Source organism: Lyngbya sp. CCY1209 (assembly GCF_035615495.1).
Lineage (GTDB): Bacteria > Cyanobacteriota > Cyanobacteriia > Cyanobacteriales > Microcoleaceae > Limnospira.
Map to the genome: position 1 here is coordinate 1 of NZ_JAJENU010000681.1, position 23,615 is coordinate 23,615.

Consider the following 23,615-nt stretch of genomic DNA (forward strand, 5'->3'; position numbering starts at 1 on the left):
TGAATGGTGACTCGGTGTTGGGGTTCTTCCTCGCCACTATACCCACTCCATCGCTGTTCGGACGCGGGTGAACCCATCATAAAGGTTCCCCCCGGAATCAATACCATTTCCAGGGTGACTCCATCCCCCAAATCTTCGATGATACATTCCGCCTGGCTGGGACTGCGACTGATTTCTTTCCCCTTTTCGTTGACTTTGACAACTTCAAAAACATATCCCTCTTGAACCGGATGCCGGTTGCTGTCTGGGGGCTCGGTTAACCCGGAAATTTGGCTGATGATTTCATCCAACTGGGATTTTAAATTCAGCAATAGTCGCCGATTTGATTCCGGGTTAAAACGGTCGAGTCTCTCGACAATGGTATTCAACTGGGATTGAAAATTGGCTTGATGTTGATCTTGCGACTCGGCGAATTCAGTTAACTGGTTGATTTGCCGGGTTATTCCATCCAACTGGGATTGAAACCGAGATATAATTAACTCTGTGGACTGTAGCCGAGATTGGGAGATTTGCCAAACTCGCTTGGCGGCGGCAAGGCGTTTTCTCTCCTTGTCCAAAAACCCGGAGGGAATCTCTCCAAGTACGGGGGGATATGGGGTCAGGTCATAACCGCAGACGGTACAGATTTCCACTTCATTTTCTGTATATTCGGTGTCACAAACGGGACATTGAGCCATAATTCCCAACCCAGATTGGCTACCCACCCATTATACAGTAGTTCAGTATCGGGTGGGGGGTAGAAACCGGGTTTCTAGAAGGCTATTTGGTGAGGACAGAACCAGTTTCGTAGAAACCCGGTTTCTTAACGATATCGGTGGGGGGGTAGAAACCGGGTTTCTAGAAGGCTATTTGGTGGGAAAAAAACCACTTTCGTAGAAACCCGGTTTCTTTTCGGTGTCGGGGCTTTTCTCCCCTCGCCCAGGATTGGGAGAGGGGTTGGGGGTGAGGGCGAGAGAAACTATTATATAAACTACAGCAATGAATTTCAAGGCGGGACTCAAATTAGCCGATCTGTCCTAACCCTTCTGTCGATCGCTATAGCAATCGGGAGTCATTTGAAAATCTTCTGGCCCCCAAACCCCCAATCCTGGGGGCTTTGAGCCACTCAAATTTTCACTCATCATTTCACACTGCTATATATTTGGTGAGGACAGAACCACTTTCGTAGAAACCCGGTTTCTTGGCAAAAAAAACTGCCCCAGCCAAAGCCGGGGCAGTCTTCAATTAGAAGTCAGAAGTCACTGTAGTGGCAGAGCCTCTGTGTCTGCCTTGGAAAAATCACTTATTGAGCTTGCGCCACTTCCATGATGTCGCCAACCAAGGTTCCGGCCTCTTCCATCTTGCCGATGTCGAGGATAGTCTTGATCACGGAGTCGGGGTTCAAACTCATGGAGTCGATACCCAATTCCACCAGGAAGCGGGCGAATTCGGGGTAGTCGCTCGGCGCCTGACCGCAGATGCCGATCTTGCGGTTGTATTTCTTGGCTGCTTTGATGGCGATCGTGACCATCCGACGCACCGCTTCGTTGCGTTCGTCGAAGATGTGGGCCACCAGTGCGGAGTCACGGTCTAAGCCCAGAGTTAACTGAGTCAAGTCGTTCGATCCGATGGAGAAGCCATCGAACACTTGAGCGAACTCATCGGCATAGATGACATTACTCGGCAATTCGCACATCACATAGACCTGGAGGCCGTTTTCGCCCCGCTTCAGGCCATTTTTCTCCATTTCAGCCAAGACTTTCCGGCCTTCGTCGGGAGTCCGACAGAAGGGAATCATCGGCACCACATTCGTCAGACCCATTTCGTCGCGAACCCGCTTCAGAGCCTTACATTCGAGGCCGTAGGCTTCGCGGTAGTTGGGGTCATAGTAACGGGACGCGCCCCGCCAGCCGATCATCGGGTTTTCTTCCTTGGGCTCGAACTGGCGACCGCCCAACAGGTTGGCGTATTCGTTACTCTTGAAGTCGGACATCCGGACGATGACCGGGTTGGGATAGAACGCCGCCGCGATGGTACCGATGCCGTGGGCGAGTTTGTCAACGAAGAAGTCCGGCTTGTTGTCGTAGAGCTTGGTGAGCTCGGCGATTTCCCGCTTCGTCAACTCGTCTTCGAGTTCGTCGTACTTCATCAGGGCCAACGGGTGGGCTTTGATGTGGTTGGCGATGATGAATTCGAGGCGGGCCAAGCCGACGCCGTTGCAGGGGATGGAAGCCAGACCGAAGGCTTCTTCGGGGTTGCCCACGTTCATCAGGATCTTGGTGCGGGTCTTGGGCAGGTTGTCGAGGACGGTTTCGTTCACCTCGAAGGGCACCAATCCTTCATACACCCGTCCTTCTTCCCCTTCCGAACAGGAGACGGTAATTTCTTGGCCGGTCTTGACGACTTGGGTGGCGTCGCCGCAACCGACAATGGCCGGAATTCCCATTTCCCGGGCAATAATTGCCGCGTGGCAGGTGCGTCCGCCGGCGTTGGTGACGATCGCACTAGACCGTTTCATAATAGGTTCCCAGTCGGGGTCGGTCTTGTTCGTGACCAACACTTCACCGGGTTTGAATTCGTCGATCTTGTGGACGTCGAGGATCACCCGGGCTTTGCCCTGGCCGATCATTTCGCCGACTGCACGACCTCGGGACAGGACGTCGCCGGTGCCTTTGAGTTTGTAAGACCGCAGGACGCTACCGGATTTCTGGGATTGGACGGTTTCCGGGCGGGCCTGGACGATGAACAGTTCCCCGGTGACGCCATCTTTCGCCCACTCGATGTCCATCGGCGTGTAGGTGCCGCGGACGGTGGAGTAGTGGTTTTCGATGATCACCGCCCACTCGGCCAGTTTCAGAATTTCATCGTCTTCGATACAGAACTGTTCGCGCTGGGAGGGGGGAACGGTGACGTTCTTGGTGAGTTTGGTGCCGCCGATATCGTACACCATCTTCAGTTCTTTGGTGCCGAGCCGTTTTTCGAGGATCGGCTTGAACCCTTGTTTGAGGGTGGGTTTGAAGACGAAGTATTCGTCGGGGTTGACGGCGCCTTGAACCACGTTTTCACCCAAACCGTAGGCGGCGGTGACGAGGGCGGCGTTCTTGAAGCCGGTTTCCGTGTCGATGGAGAACATCACACCGGAGGAGGCGAGGTCGGAACGGACCATCTTCTGGACGCCGACGGACAGGGCAACGGCGAAGTGGTCGAAGCCTTTGATGGTACGGTAGGAGATGGCGCGATCGGTGAAGATGGACGCGAAGCACTTGTGGCAGGATTTGAGAACGGTGTCTTCACCGTAGACGTTGAGGTAGGTTTCCTGCTGTCCGGCAAAGCTGGCATCCGGCAGGTCTTCGGCTGTCGCACTGGACCGCACGGCCACGTCTACATCGTCGGTGTTCGAGCTGCCGTACCGCTCGCACAGTTGTTTATAGGAAGCAACAATGGCTTCTTCGAGTTCTGGGGGGAACGGAGTATCTAGAATAAGAGAACGAGCTTGTTTGCCGCGCTTACGCAGGTTGGGCATATCTTCTACGTCGAGATCGGCAAAGAGCTCCCGTAGCTTGACTTCTAAACCCGCTTTTTCGACAAAGTAACGATAAGCATAAGCGGTCGTCGCAAACCCCGTGGGAACGCTGACCCCTTTGGAGGTGAGCTGTTGGATCATTTCGCCGAGGGATGCGTTTTTCCCGCCCACTAAGGGAACGTCGGCGATTCCAACTTCCTCAAACCACAGGACGAATGCTTTTTCCTTGTTGTCAACCATTATGAAATTCCTCCAAACTCGGATGATAGTCTGGTAGAGAGTACAGCCAAATTTTTCCTGATTTTTGACCTGAATTTGCCATCGGAATAATGGAACAATTTTCCATCCCATTCCGATGCAATCGGGCAACTCTTGCGACAGGCACAGGCGACCTGGATCGTCCGAACCGCAGCGCTTAAGCTTTCGTTTATTTTTCGCTTTACTCTCGAACTGCGGGGCGATATTTTTTCTTTAGCAGAGGGGTTTGATTTCCCTCTATTTCTAGAGTATTACTTTCTATAGGAATTACAATATAGTCTCCTTAACTCCCCTTAGTGAACAAAAGTAAAAAAATACTGTCTTGAGGGAATTGTGAGCTTTCCTTAAGAAAGGTTGAAACGCCCGATACCCGTCCGATCGCACTTGAGCAAACGTTAAAATTTGTTGAAATGAAAGTTACAAAATGTTGCAAAACCCCCAAACCCCACCCCCAATCGGGGAACTCGAAGGATTGCGATCGCCCCTGTCCGATCGAACATATCCTGGAGCAAATTAGCAGTAAGTGGTCAATTTTAATTCTGCGAGAACTGTTCGGCGGCAACCGCCGCACCCACGAATTGCAGGAGGTCCTCCCGGTGAGCACGAAGACCCTGACATTGCGGTTGAGGGAATTGGAAAAACATGATATAATTGAAAGAAAGGTATACCCCGAAATCCCCCCCCGGGTGGAATATTCCCTCACCTCGAAGGGGCGCGAACTCCAACCCGTGCTCGACGCACTGCAACAGGTCGGATGGGCGTGGCTGTCTAAGGATGAGGAATCCTAGTCCGCAACCGAAAAGGCTCCCCGGCATTTTCGTCCCGGGGAGCCGGGGAACTGGGGGAATCCCAAATCTCAAATTCCCCCCTGTCCCGGTCAGGCTTCTATTTTGACTCCTTTCCAGAAGGCGACATATCCTTCGATATTCTTAGCCGCGGATTGGGTTGTCGGGTAGTACCAGGCGGCATCTTTGTTAACCTGGCCGTCCACTTCGATGCTGTAGTAGTTGGCGACTCCCTTCCAACCGCAGGTGGTGTGGGTGTCGCTATCTTTGAAATATTCCGTTTTGATGGAGTCGGGGGGGAAGTATTGGTTGCCCTCCACCACTTCGGTGCGATCGCTCTCAGCCAGCACCACTCCGTTCCAAACTGCTTTCGGCATTTGCGCCTCCAAGTGTAAAGTTTTGTATCCAATATAGCGCCGTTTGGGGAGGCAGGGGAGTCGGGAGTCGGGAGTCGGGAGTCGAGGAAGCGACCGGGAGCCGAGGGAGCTCCCCCAGACCTAACTCCCCCCAACGGAAAAGGCCCGATCGCAGGTTTCGAGATATGGCTCCAAGACGCTAGGGGGTACAGGCCGGGAGAATAAATAGCCCTGCACCCGCTTGTAGTTGAGGGCCTGCAATTGTCGGAGTTGTTCCGGGGTTTCGATGCCTTCGGCAACGAGTTCGATGTCCAGAGACCGGGCCATCAGGGCAATAGTGCGGGCAATTTCGACGCTTTTGCGGTCCGAGTCGAGGCGGTTGACAAAGGAGCGATCGACTTTGAGGGTATCGAAGGGGAAATTGTGGAGGTAGCTCAGGGAGGAGTAGCCGGTGCCGAAATCGTCGATGCAGAGGCGGAGGTGGCGGGACTTCAAGTCTTCCAAAATGCCGGAGACGTATTCAGCATTGTTCATGACGGCGGTTTCGGTGATTTCCAATTTGATTTTTTCGGGGGGGATGCCCGTTTCTTGCAATATGGCATCGATTTGGGAGATCAAGTTAGGTTGCGTCAGTTGCACGACGGAGAGGTTGACGCTCACAAATAGGGGTGCGATCGCGGGATATTGCGATCGCCACCGTCGAAATTGCCCGCAGGCTTGACGGAAAACCCACAGTCCCAGGGGGATGATGAACCCCGTCTCTTCCGCGAGGGGGATAAATTCGGCGGGAGACACCATTTCCGCACCGTTCCGCCAGCGAATCAAGGCTTCCAAGCCGACCAATTTCAAGGTTTCCGCGCAGACGATCGGCTGGTAATAGAGCTCGAAGGCCCCGGCCTTAAAATCCCGCCGCATGGCGGTGTCGAGTTGAAGCTGGCGGTCGGCGTGCACTTTATATTCCGGGCTGAAGATGGCGTAACTGGTATCGTCAGACTTGCCGGATTGGTGGATGGCCAGATCGGCGGCTTGCAACAACTCTTCCGAACTTCCGGGGCAGTCCGAACTCAACGCCAAACCGATTCTCGCCCGCCGGAAGACTTTGTGACCGTCCAAATCGAAGGGTTCGGCAAAAACGGTGCCGAGTTGGCGGACGAATTGGATGGCGGCATCCCGATTTTCGACCCGTTCGAGTAAGATAACGAACTCGTCAGCCACCCCCACCCGAGCCAGCATGGCTGAGGGAGGGAGGCAGGATTTGAGGCGGTCGGCGATCGCCACCAACAACTTTTCGGCCAGTTCGTAGCCGAGGGTATATTTGATAGATTTAAACCGCACCAAATCCACATGGGCGATCGCGAATAACGGCGGATCTTCTCCGGCATTTTGCACTAATTTTTCTAACCGCTCCAGCAACAATTGTCTGAGGGGAAGTTGGGTGAGGGCGTCGTAGTAGGCGTATTTCCGAAGCTGTTCCTCCGCCTCCATCCGTTCCGTCACATCCTGCACCATCGACATCAATGCGATCGCCTCACCGTCTGGTTTCGTGAGGGGCGTATTGTGCCATTCACAGGTGATCGTCCGCCCGTCTTTGGTGAGATTTTGGTTGACGCTGTGGGCGTTCATATCCCCCGCAGCCAGTCGCCTCAGAATCTCTTCGACATCAGATCGTAAGGACTCCGGCACGATCAAATCGCAGGGGTGAGAGCCCAAAACTTCCGCTTTTGAATAGCCAAAAATCTTCTCAGCCGCCGGATTAAAATTGGTGAAATATCCATCTCGATTGTGGATGATACAGCCGATCGGCATCCGTTCAAACTGGAGTTGCAGCAGGGATTTTAATTGCTCGGTTCGTTCAAATAACTGGGCGTTCAAAATCGACACCGCGCAGCGTTCGGCGGTAATTTCGAGCAGGTGCATTTCGGATTCGGTGCAGGTGTGGGCGTCGTGCCATTCCACTTGCAGGACTCCGGCTAACTGATTGCTGCGTTTGAGGGGGATGCCCAAAACGCGGTATTCGAGGGGAGAACTGTTGCCATCTACGCCTTTAAAATTGAGCAGTTGGGTGGTGGCGGTGGTCGCGATCGCCACCTGGTTGGCGATCGCCATTTGGTAGGCCGCGTCGGTTCGTAGCGTTCCCGTCTGGGCGGCGACTTTCAGGCGATTGTCTTGGTGTAAAAAGATCGACCCGGCGTCGGCGTCGATGACCGCCACGATGCGATCGAGGAGGACATTCAACAGGCGGTCTAAATCCAAAGTGCAGATGGCGTTTTCTGTCACTTTATTGAGGGCATCCAATTCTTGGTTTTTCTGGCGCAGTTCCCGGAGTAAGACTTCTCGTTCTTGCTCGTATCGCTTTTTTTCGGTAATATCTCGGGCGATACCGATATGTCCTCGGATGCGGCCGCGAAGGTCTCGCCAGGGATATTTATTCGACCAAAAGATTCGAGTTTCGCCCCCTCCGGGAACCCGTTCTTCCAGGGTGTAGGAAATGCCGGATTCGACCACTGAGCGATCCGTCTCTTGAAATTGGGCGGCGACTTCGGGGGCGAAGAAATCGAAATCATTTTGGCCGACAATTGCCCGGGCAGACCGCCCCAAAATCTGGGCAGCGCTGCTGTTGACCAAAACGTAACGCCCCCGCGAATCTTTGACAAAAATGGCATCCGTCGTCCCTTCGATAATTTCTTTGAGGAGGTTGTGACTCTCCTGTAGCGATCGCTCGCTTTGCCTGAGAAGTCCGTACAATATCCCGCTCGTCACGAATACAAATAACCAACCTTTTAAAATTGATAAATAGGCGAATTGTTCCGGATATTCGATCGCGGATTCCAGGAGGCGATCGGACACCAAAATCCAAACGCCACTCAAAAGGGCATAAGCGATCGTGACCTGGCGGGCCAGGTTTCGTCTCAGGCGATTGAGATTCATGAAATCGGTCGCGGACGGGGTGAGCATTCGGCGGGGCGCTCAAGGGTTTTCGGAAAACCTCGGGCGGTTGAAGACATTGTATCTGAGAATTCCGAAACTCTCCATCACGTCCGACGGGACGGGCACGAACCGATCGCCGCCGCCTGAATTGCCGTAATCGCCACCGTATTGACAATATCCGTCACCGTACAACCACGACTCAAATCGTTCACCGGTTTTTTCAACCCCTGAAGGATCGGTCCGATCGCCACCGCATTTGCCGATCGCTGTACGGCTTTGTACGTATTGTTGCCGGTATTCAAATCCGGAAAAATGAAAACCGTGGCGTGGCCGGCCACGGGGCTGTCCGGAAGTTTCGTTTTCGCCACGCTCTCATCGATCGCTGCATCATACTGGATCGGCCCCTCAATTTTCAAGTCAGGGCGCAGTTCCCGGGCGATCCGGGTCGCCTCCTTGACCCGATCCACATCTTCGCCCCGGCCCGATTCCCCGGTGGAGTAGGACAGCATCGCCACCCGCGGCTCGATGCCAAACATCTCGGCTGTCGCCGCCGAACTGACGGCGATATCCGCCAGTTGTTGGGGGTTCGGGTTGGGATTCACCGCGCAGTCCCCGTACACCAGAACCCGGTCTTCCAACCCCATCAAAAACACGCTGGAGACGATGGACGTGCCCGGCACGGTGCGGACGAACTCCAGGGCCGGGCGGATCGTGTGGCCGGTGGTGTGGATCGCCCCGGATACCATGCCGTCGGCGGCCCCCTTGTAAACCATCATGGTGCCGAAGTAGCTGACATCGTGCATCACGTCCCGGGCGGTGTCTTTGGTGATACCTTTGTGCTGGCGCAGGTTGAAATAGGTTTCCACGTAATCCTCGTACCATTCCGAAGTCGCCGGATCGACGATCTGAGCTTCAGAGAGGTTCAACCCCAAGGCTGCGATCCGGCCCCGGATTTCCGACTCCGACCCCAACAGGGTCAGATCCGCCACGCCTCGCCGCAGCAGGATGTCGGCGGCTTGCAGGATGCGGTCCTCCCGTCCCTCCGGCAAAACGATGTGCTGGCGGTCGGCTTTTGCCCGCTCGATGAGTTGGTACTCGAACATGATCGGGGTGATGCGGATGGGACGGGACACCGCGATCCGCTCTTCAATTTGGAAGATATCGACGTGCTTTTCAAACCACCCCAAAGCGGAGGCGATTTTGCGATCGTTGTCGGGGGTAATTTGTCCCTCGACGCGGTTGACGTTCATCGCCGTCTCGTAGGTGTCGGTTTCCACCAGGACGATGGGAACCGTCCAACTTTGAAATCCGTCGATCAGGGTTTGGATGGTGGGGGCGAGTTCGAGTCCGCCGCTGAGGACGATGCCGGCGATGTTGGGGTAGTTGTCCGAGACGGCCGCACCCAGGCAAGCCAGGAGGATGTCGGCGCGATCGCCAGGGGTGATGATCAAGCTGCCTTCCTGAATGTATCTGAGGAAATTCGGCACCTGCATGGCCGCCACCTTGAGATCGAGGACTTCTTGGTTGAGGCGGTTGCTGCTGCCGTGGATCTGCCGGCCCGCGATCGCCCGGGCGATTTCGGCGACGGTGGGTTGGGCGAGGGTGGGTTCTTCCGGGACGACGAAGAGGGGATCGTCGAAGTGCCAGACGTGTTTCAATTGTTCCGCAATGTCGGCGGCGTCGGACTCTCGCACGCGGTTGACGACGGTGGCGGCGATGGTGCACCCCTGTTCGATGAAGGCTTCCCGTTCGGCGAGCACGGCGCCGATGACGTCGTTGGGACTTTTATCCCAGCCGTTGGCGACGATCAGGATCGGACAGCCGAGGTGGTTGGCAAATCGGACGTTGAAATCGAATTCAAAGGCGGAGGCGATGTCGGTGAAGTCGGTCCCCTCGCAGACGACGAAATCGCACTGCTGTTCGAGGGCTTTGTATTTTTCGATCACCCGCTTGATCGCCTCTTCGTAGCGACCCTCGGCGATCAGGGTGCGGGCTTCTTCGTGGGTGAGGGCGTAGTAGGAATCCTCGGAAAACTGGAGGTGGTAGCGAGAGCGGATCAATTCGATATCGTTGTCGCGATCGCGCCGAGAGTGAATCACGGGGCGAAAAAAACCCAGCTTGCGGATGCGCTTGGAGAGCAGTTCCATGATCCCCAGCAACACCAGGGATTTGCCACTCCCCGGTTCGATCGTCGCAATGTACAAGTTCCCGGCCATGAGAGTCAACTCCAGTTTCAGAACTTCACCGTTACCGGCGATCGAGATAGTTTGTTTGAGCAGATATTCTCAGCTTACCGGGACTCGCGATCGACCCCGCCGGATTTAAGGTTTTATCAATTTTGTCATGTGAGGGCAGGGGGGCAGGGGGGGCGGAGGAGGCAGGGGAGGCGGAGGAGGCAAATTTATAGTCAGATCCGTACAAATTCCCCAATCATCGACCGATGATTTTTGCTGTTAGCTTGGGAATTGATTCCCAAGCGGTTCGGATGTTCCACCCGTTTCTGAACTTCCCCCACTCCCCCCGCTCCCTCGGCTCCCCCCGCTCCCTCCGCTCCCTACACCCTACACCCTACACCCTACACCCTATTTCAATATCACAGTCAGCGTTTCCGGCCTGCCGAAATCCCCTTCGAGTCGGACGCCGCGATCGTTGGCTTCCAGGTGACGCAGGATCTTGTAAATGGTTTCCACCTCGTCGGAGGCCGAGATTTTAGCCGCCAGATCGGGGATGGAAATGCCCCCACTTTCCGTTTCGAGGGCCTGCAAGCACCGCTGCTGCAACTCCAACACCGAAGCTGCCGCCTTTTTGCCCGCTTCGACGCCGGGTTGGTGGTAGGCGTTGACGTTGACCAAAAAGCCGTACAGGCCCACCGCCCGCTCGTAGAGGGCGACCAGCGCCCCCACGTCCCGCGGCGCGACGGCTGAAATGGTGACGGTGATGGAGCCGCGGCCGTTGTCGTAGAGGGCCTGTCGCGTCCCCTGGAGGAAGCCGGAGAGGTAGTCCCCGGCGGTGACTCCGGGTTGCAACTCCGGCGAGGGCCGATCGCGATCGCGCAACACTTCGATAAAGGTGGCGAAGAAGTTGGGGACACCCTCCCGCAACTGCTGGACGTAGGCGTGTTGATCTGTGGAACCTTTGTTACCGTAGACGGCGATGCCCTGGTTGACGATATTCCCGTCCAGGTCTTTTTCTTTGCCGAGGGATTCCATCACCAACTGTTGCAGGTAGCGGCTCAACAGCAACAGTCTGTCTTTGTAGGGGAGGACGACCATATCTTTTTCCCCCCTGCCGTCGCCGGCGGCGTACCAGGCCAGGGCGAGGAGGGCGGCGGGGTTCTTTTTGATGTCGGGTTTGCGGGTGGCGATGTCCATGATTTTGGCGCCGGCCAGCATCTCCCGGATTTGGATGCCCTGGAGGGCGGCGGGGAGGAGTCCCACGGCCGACATTTCCGAGGTGCGGCCCCCCACCCAGTCGTCCATCGGGAAGGTTTCCAGCCACCCCTCGGCGATCGCCTGTTCGTAGAGTTTGCTGCCGATTTGGGTGGTCGCAACGGCCTGCCGGGAAAAGTTCAAATTTTGGGCCTCGAAGGCCGATTTTACCTCCGCCAGACCGTTGCGGGGTTCGGGGGTGCCGCCGGATTTGGAGATAGTGAGGACGAGGGTGCTGCTGAGGCGGTCGCGGAGTTTGTCGAGGGTGCGATCGATGCCGTCCGGGTCGGTATTGTCGATGAAGTGGATGTTGAGCGGCGCGTCGAGGGGGGCGAGGGCGTCGGCGACGAACTGCGGGCCGAGGGCGGAACCGCCGATGCCGATGGAGAGCAGGTCGGTGAATTTGGGGGCCAGGGGGGGTTTGATTTCGCCCCGGTGGACTTTGGCGGCGAAGGTTTCGACTTTCTCGATGGTGCTGACGATCTCTTCTTTGAGTTGCCGGTCCGGCGCCGAGTCCGGGTCGCGCAGCCAATAGTGGCCCACCATGCGATTTTCGTCGGGGTTGGCGATCGCGCCGTTTTCCAGGGCTTCCATGTCTCGAAAGGCCTTCTCGAACTTGGGTTTCACGGACTTCAAGAAAGCCCCGTCGAAGCGAATCCGGCTGATGTCGAGGTAGAGTCCCAACTCCTCGTGATAGTAAAGCCAATCTTGGTAGCGTTGCCAGAGTGCGGTGGCATCCATAATTCTGTTTTCCGTTGTCTGTAAAATTGCCAGTGCCAGAGCCCGAAGGGCGAGAGGGCGCGATCCTTTCCCCCGAGCGATCGATAGAATTTAGACGCGATCGAGCCTAATCTACCCGCAGATATTCTATCGGAAAACGTACCCCGAAGAACCGATTCGATCCCGGAAGTTCGGGTCGGGTTGCCGGCGGGGCGACGGCGGACACTATTTTTAATCGTCAGATCAAATGGACGAAAAATCAATCGATTTGGCGGTGCGAGTCGATTTTAACGAAATTTTTAACCCTTCTCCGAGGGCGATCGCCCCCCGAATTTTTATCAACAAATATCCACATTTTTTCCGTTATAATCAGGAAAATTTCTGCGATTTCCCCCCGACTCCCGACTCCCAGCGGACTTCAGACCTGGGGTCGGGGAAGGATGCGGATAAATTTGACGATCTGGCCCGTCACCTCCAGGCCGACGAGATAATCGTCGATCGCGAATCGATAATAAATGCTACTCCCGGCGAGGGGGCGGAGTTCCGGCAGATCTTGCAGGCGATTCAGCTTCGGAAACTTGATAAAAATGAATTCATAAACCCGCAAATAGTCGGCCGTTTCGAGTCCGGTCAAATCCTGCAAGAAAGAGCGTGCATAGCGAACTTCGAGATTCACGAGATCTGAAAATTATTGAGAATGGGTGTCGGAAGGGGCCGCCGTCTTGGGGACTCGAACCCGCCCGTAATCAAAATACAGGATTTGAAGCGCTTCTTCCCGGGTCAGCGCATCTCCGGGTCTCAATTTCCCCTGGGCATTTTGGATGGCGTCGAGCACGAAGGCGTCTTCGTAAAGGGGTTTCAGGAATTCCCAGGCGACTTTTACATCTTCTTCTGCGATTCCATCCACCAGACGGTGCAATTTTTTCCTCAAAGATATCATCCCTTTCATCGACTGCGGTCGGGGCGAGCAACTGTCTCGATTTTAACGGCAGACGGGGCGTTCCCGGTATCGGGGGGCAGGAGAAACGCCCCTTTTCCGAGCCCGTCCGGTGGCAATTGGGGGCAATCTTTAATATTTTTGAAGAGAAAAAAAACGGGCGATCGCACCCAATATCCGCGGCCGTATCGAAGGGGATGCCGGCAGATGCCATTCGACTCGGAACCCCAACACGAAGGTGCCCCAGGTTGCGAATCGAGTCCCGACCGTTCCGAAAAAATCCATCATTTCGAGGTGGGAGTTGGCGAGAGGAAATCCTCAGAGCCTGGAGCCAAAAGCATTGCGGATCAGCAGCGCTGGGTAATGCCCCGCAGGGAATCCATCAAGTTTTGATATTCGGGGGGATTGATGACTCCCGCGCTGTAGAACTGGGCCAGACAGCTATTGAGGGCGTTGAACGCCGTCTCGCGGTCGATCCAGTGCTTGCCCCCCAGCAGGGCTTCCTCGGCTGTGGAATAGTCGTCGTTGGAGGTCAGGTGTCCGCCGTAGGGCAGGATAATTTGCCACTTCCAGCGATGACGAAAACTGAGGGTCGATATTAACAGCCCATAGTAGTCGTTGTGCATCGATTTTTGTTACCTATGCGACAAAATTTAATAATTATTTAATAATTGTATGACACTTCTCAAGGAAATTCAACTCCGGCTCGGATTTTTATAGGGCTGCGCGCGCCCGGTGTCGGGTGTCGGGGCGACCGGGGCAACGGTTAAGCGGGGGGAGAAACTGTCCCCTATTCCCTATTCCCTATTCCCCATTCCCTGGGAACGATCGCTAAAGGTTCCACAGTTTGACGAGGCGATCGCTCCCGCCGCTGGCCAGGGTGTTGCCGTCGGGTGCGAAAGCCAGGGAGAGGACGTCGCCGGAGTGGGCGGAAATCGTCTCCAACAAGGTGCCGCTGTTGACTTGCCAGAGGTCGATGTTGCCCCGGCGGTTGCCAGCGGTCAATTGGGAACCGTCCGGACTCAAGGCGATCGCGAAGATGTCGGTATCGTCGGCCCGCAGGGTGCGCCACAGTTGCCAGGAATCCCCCCGGTATTGCCACAGGCGGATCGAACCGTCCCGGCACCCCCCCGCCAAAACTCGTCCGTCGGGGCCGAAAGCGACCGTCCGCACCCAGTCCGGCCACCCGTCCAGGGTCGCCAACTCCCGCGATCGCTTCAAATCCCACAGCCGCACCGTCCGATCGCGGGAGGCGCTGGCCAAGGTCTGCCCGTCCGGGGAAAAGGCCACCCCGTAGACGCGATCGGCGTGTCCCGAGAGGGTGTACCAGCGCTTGCCCTTTTTCAAATCCCAAATTTCGACGGTTTGATCCCGGGAGCCGCTGGCCAAGGTCTGCCCGTCCGGGGAAAACGCCACGGACGTGACCCAATCTTCGTGTCCGGTGAGGGTGTACCAGCGCTTGCCGACATCCGCCTTCCAAATTTCGATGGTGAGGTCTTCGCTGCCGCTCGCGAGGGTTTTCCCATCGGGGGAAAAGGCGACGGACGTGACCGCATCCCGGTGGCCGGTGAGGGTGTGGAGGGGCACTCGGGCGGTTGATCGCAGCGGGGCGACGCGGCTGAATTTCGGGGTGGGGGGCTGTTGTACGGTTCTCGATGCGCCCGTCTGCGGGGACGGGGACGGTCGGGCGATCGCGGGCGGAGGCGTTCCCACCCCCGGCAACCCCCCCAAAAGCGCCGGGGGGATGCCACCGGGGTGGAGGGCTTTCAACACGTCCAGGGCGGACTCGTAGCGCTGGTTGGGGAGGGTGGCGACCATCCGATCCAACACCGATCCCAGGGAATCGGCGATCGCTGGCCCCCGCAAATAATCCCGCCAGACCCAGCGATCTTCGTGGATGTCGTAGAGGTCGAAGGGGGAAATTTGGGTGAGCAGGTGCAGGCACGTCACCCCCAAGCTGTAGATGTCGCTGGCGTAGACCGCCTGACCCCGGGTCTGTTCCGGGGCGACGTATTCGGGACTGCCGATGACGGTTCCGGTTCCGGGGAGTTGGGTGTCCGTGACGACCTTGGCGGCGCCGAAGTCCACCAAAACCAACTGGCCGGAGAGTTGCCCGGTGGCGGTTCCCGCCTGCCCCCGGCGGATGATGTTGGCGGGTTTGATGTCCCGGTGGATGACCCGGGATTGGTGGACGAACTGCAAGACGGGCAACAGGTCATCGAGGAGTTGCCGGATCTGGGTTTCGGCGAACGGACCCCGGTGGGTCAGTTCTTCCTCCAAGTTGGCGCCGTCGATATATTCCTGCACCAAATACTGGTTTTTGTCCTGCTCGAAATGGGCGAGTAAATCGGGAATTTGGGGGTGTTTGCCGAGTTCGTCGAGGCGAACCGCCTCCCGGTGGAACAGTTCCGCTGCCTTGCGGGCCTGTGGGGCGCCCTGGGTTTGGGGAAAGAACTGTTTGATCACGCAGGCGGGGCGGGAGGGTTTGTCTTCGTCCACCGCCAAAAAGGTTTTGCCGAATCCCCCGTGGCCGATGGGCGCGATCGCCCGATATCGCTCTCTGAGCAACAGTTTCGCGCCGCAGGTGAGACAAAATTTCCCGTCGTCGGGATTCTGTGGGTGGGGACACTGGGGATTGAGGCAGTAGCTCATCGGAGTGGGTTAGATCAAATCCTGAGAATCGACCGTAGTCGGGAATTTTAGATTGTAGGGGCGTCTGGCTTGCGCCCTGATTTGAGATTCCCCGGTTTGGGCGGAGGTATCGGAGTTGGAAGTGAGGAGTGAGAAATTTCTCACTTCACTTTTCACTTTTCACTTTTCACTTTTCTTCCTCCACCCTATCTTGGCAGTTCTTGGCACCCTTGTCCAAATTGGGGATCGTGGGTCGTCTGCGGGATGTCGCAGGGGGCGACGCCGCGGAATGCGATCTGTTGCGTCCAGGAGGATAACAGGCGATCGGGGGACGTTTTCAGGAGGTTCAGGGGATCGGCGGCGCCCGTTTGGCTGGCTTCCTCGTCGAGTTTGACCGTGGAACCGGAGCGGTCGGTGCGGTAGACCAGTTGGGCATTTCCGTCGCTGACGGTGACTCGCCAGCCGGGGACTAGGGCTTGGGTGCAGAACGTCCCGGGTTCGCTCAATCCCAGACAGCCGTCGGGCCAGGTTTGGGCCTCGGCGCCGGCGATGCGGAAGGCGGTGTGGGGAAATCCCAGCCGTCGGGATGCGGCGTCGAAAACGGCTTCGGCTACGGCGGGGGGAATTTGCAGGCTTTGCCCTTCCGGTTCCCGGCGGAGGGTGTTGCCGCGTCCGTCGGTGCGGTAGGTCCAGGTGCGATCGCCGTCGGAGACTTTCACCCGCCACCCCTCCACCAACATTTGACCGCAAAATTCGTCGGCACCGGCCAGTCCCAGGCAGGTGTCCGGCCAGGTTTGGGCTTCGGCGCCGACAATTTTGAGCCGGTTTCCATCGATCCCTTCTTGACGGGCGATTTCCTGGCGGACCGCGGCGGCGACGTCGGCGGGGAGGTCGCCGGAAACTTGGGTCAGGGCCGCCCGGGGCGGTTTCTCGGCGGGGAACGACGTCCAGAAGTCGGGGACAATTGGTTTCAGTTGTTTTTCCTGACTGACAAATAAAAGGTTGGGAACCGCCGGGTCGGCTTGCGGCGGCGGGAGTTCGCAAATGTCGCCCCAGTCGCAGATGGATCGGGCGACGACCGGCTTTTGCGCGGGGGGATCGGCCTGGAGGGGGGAGGGGGCGGGGTTCTCGGCGACGGCGGTTTGCGACGCGGGGATGGTCTCGCCGAAGGTGCGGGCGATCGTTTCGATCGCCGTCGGATAGGTTTCGAGGACGAGTACCCCCGTCAGCATCATCGCCAGAATCAAAGGGCGAGGTGGCTTCGGTTTTCTGGGGGAATTGGATGGCTGTTTGTGCTGGGGGTGGGGGGATCGGGATTTCATGGGCAGCATTTGCGATCGCAGAGATTTGACGACAAGACCGCGATACTCTGACAATTGTTGCCCCCAGCCCAGATCTCAAATCGGGTTTCCATCTGGCAGAATTGCCCGACATCAACCCATAAACAATTCTCTTGAATGACCCGGAAAATTTTCCCGGTCTGTTCATAAAACTTTACGATGCCAAGTGACTGATAAAAGTTGCAGGTTATACAATGAAGCCTACCAACGCAGACTGAGGTTGAGTACAACCGCAGGGTATCATAGCCTATATCTTTTATTATAACCGGACAACCGTAAGATTGCCCAGTGTCCAATTTTTCTATCATTTTTCTGAATAGAAAGGCTGAGACGGTTTGAATTCGACCTGGAGGTTTGGAATGGATATTTTGCTGGAAGGGGGTGCGGCCCTGGAGAAACGAGATTATACGCTCATCGTTGACCGCAGCCAGAGCATGGCGATGCCGGCTGACAAAGGGGGGCGATCGCGGTGGGAGTTGATGCAGACATCGACGTTGGAACTGGCGACCTACTGCGAACATTTCGACCCGGACGGGATCGCGATCTATTTATTCGCCGACGATTTTCAACGCTACGATCGCATCACCTCCGACCACATCGGCGAACTTTTCAAAGATCGCAAACCGGCCGGAAAGGCTAACTTGGGGGCCGTCCTCAAGGACGCCACCGACCGCTATTTCGAGCGGCGGGCGATGGAGCGATCGCAGCCCAACGGCGAGACGATTTTGGTGGTGACGGGCGGAGAGATCGTCAATCCTTTATTGGAAATCAAGCGAATTTTGGTGAACGCTTCCAACCAGTTGAGCCACGAAGAAGAATTGGCGATCGAACTGATCAGCGTCGGGGCGGACGCCCGAGCCACCGAATTTTTCCGAATGCTCGACGACGAGTTGCAGGCCTCCGGCGCCAAGTACGACATCTGCGACACGGTGACTTTGGAAGACGTGGAAGAAATCAGCTTGACGGACGTCTTGTTGCGGGCAATTACGGATTAGGATGTCGGGCGTTTTCAGAAACCGGGTTTCTGTCAGATTTCCGAGTTTTAAACCCAAAACATTCGTAGAAACCCGGTTTCTCATTCAATTGATTATCCAAAATAGCTGGGTTCGCTTCCCGGATGCCATTTGATGTTGCAACCCACGCTCGGTTTTTGGTCTTCCGAAATGGATTCTCCGGCCAGAACTTTATCCAACGCCGCCCGCAAATGTGCCCCCGTCACGGGTTTGTCATTTCCGGGGCGGGAGTCGTCGAGTTGGCCCCGGTAAGCCAATTTGCGATCGCCGTCAAACAGGAAGAAATCCGGCGTGCAGGCCGCCGTGTAAGCCTTGGCGACATCTTGGGTTTCGTCGTAGCAGTAGGGGAAGGAAAATCCCACGGTTTCCGCCTGGGTTTTGAGGTGTTCCGGCCCGTCCTGGGGGTGGGTTTGGACGGAATTGGAACTGATGGCGACGATACCCACCCCCTTCGGCAGGTAATCGTTCCCCAGTTTTGCCAGTTCGTCCTGGACGTGCTTCACGAAGGGACAGTGAGAGCAGATAAACATCACCAGCAGGGCCTTTTTGTCGGCAAACGTGTCCGGGGAAATCGTCTCCCCCGATTTGACGTCCTGGAGTTGGAAGTCGGGGGCTTTCGTCCCCAGGTCTAACATCGTCGAAGCGGTCAAAGCCATGATTGAGATTCCGAGTTTCTGCAATATCCGTTTCGATTATCGGACAATTCGCGAACAATTGGGGCGGAAAAATTGTCGGGGCCCCTGGCTTGCGCCCTGATTTTAGAGTCCCCAGTGGGAGAGGAGTCAGGAATCAGGAGTGAGACGCGAGACATTTTCCGACTCCCGACTCCCGATTCCCTCCTTTAGCCGAAGGTGCGATCGCTACAATGGTAATCATTGCGACGGAGAAAAATAAAAGATGAGCGCCATCATACAGCCCGACACCTCAAAAATCATCAACCTTCGGGAACAGATTCAATATGCGTCGGAGGGAATTGTCAGCCGCGTGTTGCTCAAAGACGAAAATTGTCAGTACACGCTATTTTGTCTGGCGGCGGGGACGGATATTTCCGAACACACCTCCACCCGAAATGCGACGGTCAACGTTTTGGAAGGGAAAGGCATTTTGACCCTGGAAGGAAAAGAGATCGCCCTGGAACCCGGAGTTTTCGTATTCATGAAAGCCAACGCCCCCCACGCCCTCAAGACGGAAGAAAATCTGGCATTTTTGCTCACGCTATCCGAACCGACGGAGAAGGATGAATAATATAGCAGTTTTCTATCTGTTGTAATACGGTTCGATCCCCCTAAATCCCCCTTGATAAGGGGGACTTTGAGTTGGATATCCAAACCGCTTGGGAATCAATTCCCAAGGGCGCAAGCCAGGGGCCCCTACCAGCTCAAATCATCTGAAGATGATTGGGGAAGTTGAAGGAAGGGAAAAACGGATCTGATATAATACCCTCTTCTGTCAGACTGGGGTGAAACCTCAATCTGTCGTCGGCTGTGATGGCGGAAAATCGCCGAACTCTCCCGGAGTGACAAAAGAGAATAATATTCAGATGCGGTTATTTACCCGCCCCCCCTCGATCCCCCCCAGCCCCCATCCCCCCCAGCCCCCATCCCCCCCAGCCCCCATCCCCCCCAGCCCCCCTTTGTAAGGGGGGAGAAGGGGGGAGAAAGGGGGAGAAGGGGGGAGAAAGGGGGGAGCCGGAATTGGCTTTGATTTCTGGGTATTTAACCGGATTCTATATTACAGCAATTTTCAAGTCAGTGAGATACACAGATCGACGTTAAGTCCCCCTTTTTAAGGGGGATTTAGGGGGATCGAACCGTATCGCAGCAGACAGACAACTGCTATAGATTTTAGATTCCCCATTGGGAGCGGAGATATTGGATTTAGCAGTGAGAAATGAAACGTTTTTTCTCTTTCCTCCCGACTCCCGACTCCCGACTCCCGACTCCCAACTCCCCAATCCCGACTCCCCAATCCCAGTCAAGCGTACAAATCGGCGACATATTCCCCGTAGCCGTTATAAATGATCGTGGGTTGGGTGTCCCAGGAAAAGCTCGGGCCGGGGCCGACGATGCGTTCCGTGGCTTGGGACCAGCGGGGGTGAGGTTTGTCGGGGTTGACGTTGGCGACGAAGCCGTATTCGTCGGGGACGAGGGTATTCCAGAACGTGGGCGGTTGGCGATCGAGAAATTCGATTTTGACGATCGCTTTTGCCCCTTTAAATCCGTATTTCCACGGAATCACCATCCGGATTGGCGCCCCGTTTTGTTTGGGGAGGGTTTTGCCGTAAATTCCGGTGGCGAAAAACGCCAACTCGTTCGCCATTTCCTCAATCGTCAACCCCTCCGTATAAGGCCAGGGGTAGTTCGTCGCCCAGAAACCCGGTCCTTTGGTAATTTTGGGGTCGTAAAAGGACGTGAAGCGGACGAATTTCGCCTCGGCTGCGGGTTCGACATCTTCCAACAGGAGCCGCATCGGGAAGCCGACCCAGGGGACGACCATCGCCCAGGCTTCCACGCAGCGAAATCGGTAAATCCGTTCTTCGAGGGGGAATTTTTTCTGGAGGTCGTCGAGATCGTAAGTTTTGGGATTTTTCACCAGTCCGGCGACCTCCACCCGCCAGTTGTCCGTGGGGAGGGCTTGGGCGGCTTCCCAAACGGACTTCGAGCCGCCAAATTCGTAATAGTTGTTGTAGCGGGTGGCGAGATCTTCGGCGGTGACGGCCCGTCCGGGGTCGGAAAAGTCGGGGTTTTGGGGCAGGTCGGGATAGGATTTTTGAGCCGTCTGACTGCCGGCGGGGGCGTTTTGGCATCCGGCCAAGGGCAGGATCGATGCCCCCAAACCGGCGCCGACGAGTCCTTTGATGAAGCGGCGGCGGTTGAGAAATGCCGATTCCGGGGTGACGAGTTTTTCGGGAAGTTGCCAGGAGTGGGGGACGCGGATGAATGACATGGCCAAAAAAAGGGACTTTAGGGGCAGGGGGGCAGGGGGGGCAGAGGGGGCAGAGGGGGCTCCAGGAGGCAGGGGGGGCTCCAGGAGGCAGGGGGGGCAGGGGGGGCTCCAGGAGGCAGGGGGGCAAGTTTGTCTTAGTTTCGTACAAATTCCCCAATCATCTTCAGATGATTTGAGCTGTTAGCTTGGGAATTGATTCCCAAGCGGTCCGGATATCCCACCCTCCGCTCCCTCAGCTCCCTCAGCTCCCTCCGCTCCCTCCGCTCCCTCCGCTCCCCCCGCTTCCTCCCCTCCCCCCGCCAGACTGCTGTATTCAACCTTACCGTTTTTGCAAGCTTTGGGGTAGGCGATCGCACCCCGGCCGCCGGAATGTTGCGTTTGATTACGAAAGCTATCCCCCCCCCGGGAGGTGTGGCTACCCTGAAAGAAAGACTTATTATGGAAAAAATATACCGAAAGAACGGCTGGTTATGAGTTACTGCATCAATCCCCATTGTCAGAATCCTCAGAATTCTCCCCGTCAGACTTCCTGCCAAAGTTGCGGGGGGAGTTTGCGACTCAAAGGCCGCTACCGAATTCTTAAAATTTTGGGAGAAAGTACGGTCAGCCGGACGTTCCTGGCTGTCGATGAGGATAAGCCCTCCCAACCGCAATGCACGATCAAGCAATTTCCGGGCGTCGATCGCGACATTAACGAAGGTCAAACCGATCTGACTAAAAACTTATCAATTGAACCGGATTTTTCTGTGCGGGCCAGAGAACTCGATCAAATTGGGCGGGAACCCTCCATTCCGGAACTTTTTGCCAGTTTCGAGCTCGACGGCGATCGCTATTTCGTCCACGAGTACGTTCGCGGGCGAAACCTGGCGGAGGAGTTGAACAGCGACGGGGTGTTTCGGGAGATCCAGATTTGGAACCTCCTCGGTGCAGTGCTGCCGGTGCTCCAGGTCGTCCACGAAAACGGCATGGTTCACGGGGATATCAAACCCGAAAATATCGTGCGATCGCCCCAAGTAGCCACCGGGGGATCTCGGCTGGCTCTGGTGGATTTCGGCTCGGCAGTCCCCCGGACGGAATGGGAGCGGGACGCGGATCACTGCATCGGCGGAGCGGCGGAATACGCGGCGCCGGAGCGCACCCGAGGACACCTCGACCCCCGCAGCGATCTCTACAGTTTGGGGGTCACTTGCCTGCACCTGCTGACCCAGGTTTCCCCCTTCGACCTGTTCGACGTCAAATCCAACACCTGGGTGTGGCGGGACTACCTCAAACGGCCCGTCAGCCGCCGTCTGGGGCGGATTTTGGATACCCTGGTGCAGCGTAATCCGGCCGGGCGGTATCAGTCGGCGGCGGAGGCGATCGAAGTGTTGCGGCGGGGGTCGGGGGTGGTGCCCGTCGTCCAGACGCCCAAACAGCAGTGGATGATGACGGCCTGGGGTGGCATCGCCCTGACGATCTTATCCCTGATCCTCGCCTCCCGGCTCCCCGCTCCCGTCCCGGAAACCTCCCGCCATCCGAACCCGGTGAAGCGGATGCCGGACATCGGGCCGACGATCCCCAAGTTGGACTCCAACCCGACGCTTTACCAGAAAAAATTCTCTGCGGTGCGGACGTTGGTGGAAAATGAGGGGCCGGTTTGGTCGATCGCGGTGAGTCCCGACGGACAGATCGTGGCGAGCGGGAACACCGACGGCAGCATCGATCTGGTGGACTTGAAGACGGGACACCGGCTCAACACCCTCGCCGGACACCACAAACCCGTGGGGGCGATCGCGATCGCCCCCGGGGGACGGTTGCTGGCCAGCGCCGGTGGCGACCAGACCATCCGCATCTGGGACCTGTGGAGCGGACGCCTGAAAATGGTACTGCCGGGACACCGGGGATGGGTGCACGCCCTGGCCTTCAGTCCCGACGGCCGCACCATCGCCAGCACCGGACAGGACGGGGCGATCCGCCTCTGGGACGCCTACACGGGGATCGAGCGGCAGACCCTGCGGGGATACGGCGATCGCATCCAGGCGATCGCGTTCAGTCCCGACGGACAAACCCTGGTCGGCGGCGGCAGCAACGGCATGGTTGAATTGTGGAACCCCCACACCGGACAACTGATCCGCAGCTTCAGCGGCCACACGTCCGCAATTTGGTCCGTCGCGATCGCCCCCGACGGCCAGACCCTCGCCACCGGAAGCTGGGATCACACCGTCCGCCTCTGGGATCTCGACCGCCTGGAATCGGAATATTTCAGCAGCCTCCCCCTGCAAACCCTCGCCGGCCACGGCGACAAAATCCAGTCCCTCTCCTTCAGCCCCGACGGCCAGACCCTCGCCAGCGGCGACTTCGCCGGCACGGTGAAACTCTGGCAAACCGGCACCGGCGGACTGATGGGAACCCTCAAGGGCCACCAATCCTGGGTGAACGTGGCGTTCAATCCCCGAGGAAAAACCCTGGTCAGCGGCAGCTTTGACGACAATATCAAAGTCTGGCAACTGTCATTTTGAGGGAATAGGGAGTCGGGAATAGGGAATGGGGATTAAGCCCCCTCCCGTCCATTAATAAGAAAGGAGAATTGCTCTCCCTCAAAGTCCCCCTTATTAAGGGGGATAATGGGGGATCTTCAATCCTCGGAAAAAGTGAAGAATCCCCCCCAGCCCCCCTTGGTAAGGGGGGAGAATTGGTCTCGAAGTCCCCCTTATTAAGGGGGATAATGGGGGATCTTCAATCCTCGGGAAAAGCGAAGAATCCCCCCCAGCCCCCCTTGGTAAGGGGGGAGA

Annotated in this window: 16 protein-coding genes and 1 pseudogene; 4 read left to right on the forward strand and 13 right to left on the reverse strand. The window is 56.8% G+C overall.

The genetic code is table 11. From position 1 onward, the window contains the following. Together LKE08_RS28095 and ppsA are read right to left on the reverse strand one after the other, a co-directional pair. Positions 1 to 677, reverse strand: a pseudogene (locus LKE08_RS28095) (hypothetical protein); the annotation flags it as partial. 605 nt (positions 678 to 1,282) lie between these two features. Further along, a complete protein-coding gene (gene ppsA / locus LKE08_RS28100; RefSeq protein WP_324707605.1) occupies positions 1,283 to 3,742 on the reverse strand; it encodes a phosphoenolpyruvate synthase in 2,460 nt (819 codons plus the stop codon). Between the two features lie 428 nt (positions 3,743 to 4,170). On the opposite strand from ppsA, the gene LKE08_RS28105 reads away from it, so the two are divergent. Continuing rightward, complete coding sequence (locus tag LKE08_RS28105) at positions 4,171 to 4,548, forward strand: helix-turn-helix domain-containing protein (protein ID WP_324707606.1); 378 nt, start codon at positions 4,171 to 4,173, stop codon at positions 4,546 to 4,548. Positions 4,549 to 4,637: 89 nt separating this feature from the next. Here the strand turns inward: LKE08_RS28105 and LKE08_RS28110 are convergent, their stop codons facing one another. The 9 genes from LKE08_RS28110 to LKE08_RS28150 all read right to left on the reverse strand — a co-directional run bounded on the left by LKE08_RS28110 (position 4,638) and on the right by LKE08_RS28150 (position 16,867). After that, on the reverse strand, positions 4,638 to 4,922 hold the full coding sequence (locus tag LKE08_RS28110; RefSeq protein WP_324707607.1) for a DUF427 domain-containing protein: 285 nt from the start codon (positions 4,920 to 4,922) through the stop codon (positions 4,638 to 4,640). 120 nt (positions 4,923 to 5,042) lie between these two features. Then, positions 5,043 to 7,829, reverse strand: coding sequence for an EAL domain-containing protein (locus LKE08_RS28115; RefSeq protein ID WP_324707608.1), 2,787 nt, complete (start codon positions 7,827 to 7,829; stop codon positions 5,043 to 5,045). A 104-nt stretch (positions 7,830 to 7,933) separates the two neighbouring features. After that, positions 7,934 to 10,045, reverse strand: a complete 2,112-nt coding sequence (pta, locus tag LKE08_RS28120; RefSeq protein WP_324707609.1) for a phosphate acetyltransferase — start codon at positions 10,043 to 10,045, stop codon at positions 7,934 to 7,936. Positions 10,046 to 10,411: 366 nt separating this feature from the next. Continuing rightward, positions 10,412 to 11,998: a glucose-6-phosphate isomerase gene (locus LKE08_RS28125; protein WP_324707610.1), complete on the reverse strand. Its 1,587-nt coding sequence runs from the start codon at positions 11,996 to 11,998 to the stop codon at positions 10,412 to 10,414. Between the two features lie 397 nt (positions 11,999 to 12,395). After that, positions 12,396 to 12,653 (reverse strand): cytotoxic translational repressor of toxin-antitoxin stability system, encoded by a 258-nt coding sequence (locus LKE08_RS28130; RefSeq protein WP_324707611.1) that lies wholly within the window; start codon positions 12,651 to 12,653, stop codon positions 12,396 to 12,398. Positions 12,654 to 12,665: 12 nt separating this feature from the next. Then, positions 12,666 to 12,917, reverse strand: coding sequence for a hypothetical protein (locus tag LKE08_RS28135; RefSeq protein WP_324707612.1), 252 nt, complete (start codon positions 12,915 to 12,917; stop codon positions 12,666 to 12,668). A 344-nt stretch (positions 12,918 to 13,261) separates the two neighbouring features. Beyond that, the gene (locus LKE08_RS28140) at positions 13,262 to 13,540 is read right to left on the reverse strand and encodes a hypothetical protein (protein WP_324707613.1); all 279 of its coding nucleotides are present in this window, start codon (positions 13,538 to 13,540) and stop codon (positions 13,262 to 13,264) included. 205 nt (positions 13,541 to 13,745) lie between these two features. Beyond that, entirely contained in the window at positions 13,746 to 15,566 is a 1,821-nt protein-coding gene (locus tag LKE08_RS28145) for a WD40 repeat domain-containing serine/threonine-protein kinase (protein WP_324707614.1), read from the reverse strand. Positions 15,567 to 15,751: 185 nt separating this feature from the next. Next, complete coding sequence (locus LKE08_RS28150) at positions 15,752 to 16,867, reverse strand: hypothetical protein (RefSeq protein WP_324707615.1); 1,116 nt, start codon at positions 16,865 to 16,867, stop codon at positions 15,752 to 15,754. Positions 16,868 to 17,244: 377 nt separating this feature from the next. Here LKE08_RS28150 and LKE08_RS28155 point away from each other — a divergent pair, with 377 nt between their 5' ends. Further along, positions 17,245 to 17,880 carry a hypothetical protein gene (locus LKE08_RS28155; RefSeq protein WP_324707616.1) on the forward strand — a complete coding sequence of 212 codons (636 nt, stop codon included), beginning with the start codon at positions 17,245 to 17,247 and terminating at the stop codon, positions 17,878 to 17,880. 92 nt (positions 17,881 to 17,972) lie between these two features. On the opposite strand, the gene LKE08_RS28160 is transcribed toward LKE08_RS28155, so the two are convergent. Further along, positions 17,973 to 18,554: a thioredoxin family protein gene (locus LKE08_RS28160; protein ID WP_324707617.1), complete on the reverse strand. Its 582-nt coding sequence runs from the start codon at positions 18,552 to 18,554 to the stop codon at positions 17,973 to 17,975. Positions 18,555 to 18,795: 241 nt separating this feature from the next. Between LKE08_RS28160 and LKE08_RS28165 the strand changes: the two genes are divergently transcribed. After that, on the forward strand, positions 18,796 to 19,143 hold the full coding sequence (locus tag LKE08_RS28165; protein ID WP_324707618.1) for a cupin domain-containing protein: 348 nt from the start codon (positions 18,796 to 18,798) through the stop codon (positions 19,141 to 19,143). A gap of 729 nt (positions 19,144 to 19,872) precedes the next feature. Here LKE08_RS28165 and msrP read toward each other — a convergent pair. Continuing rightward, complete coding sequence (msrP, locus tag LKE08_RS28170) at positions 19,873 to 20,844, reverse strand: protein-methionine-sulfoxide reductase catalytic subunit MsrP (protein ID WP_324707619.1); 972 nt, start codon at positions 20,842 to 20,844, stop codon at positions 19,873 to 19,875. Positions 20,845 to 21,314: 470 nt separating this feature from the next. Between msrP and LKE08_RS28175 the strand changes: the two genes are divergently transcribed. After that, entirely contained in the window at positions 21,315 to 23,342 is a 2,028-nt protein-coding gene (locus LKE08_RS28175) for a serine/threonine-protein kinase (RefSeq protein ID WP_324707620.1), read from the forward strand. Positions 23,343 to 23,615 lie beyond the last annotated feature (273 nt).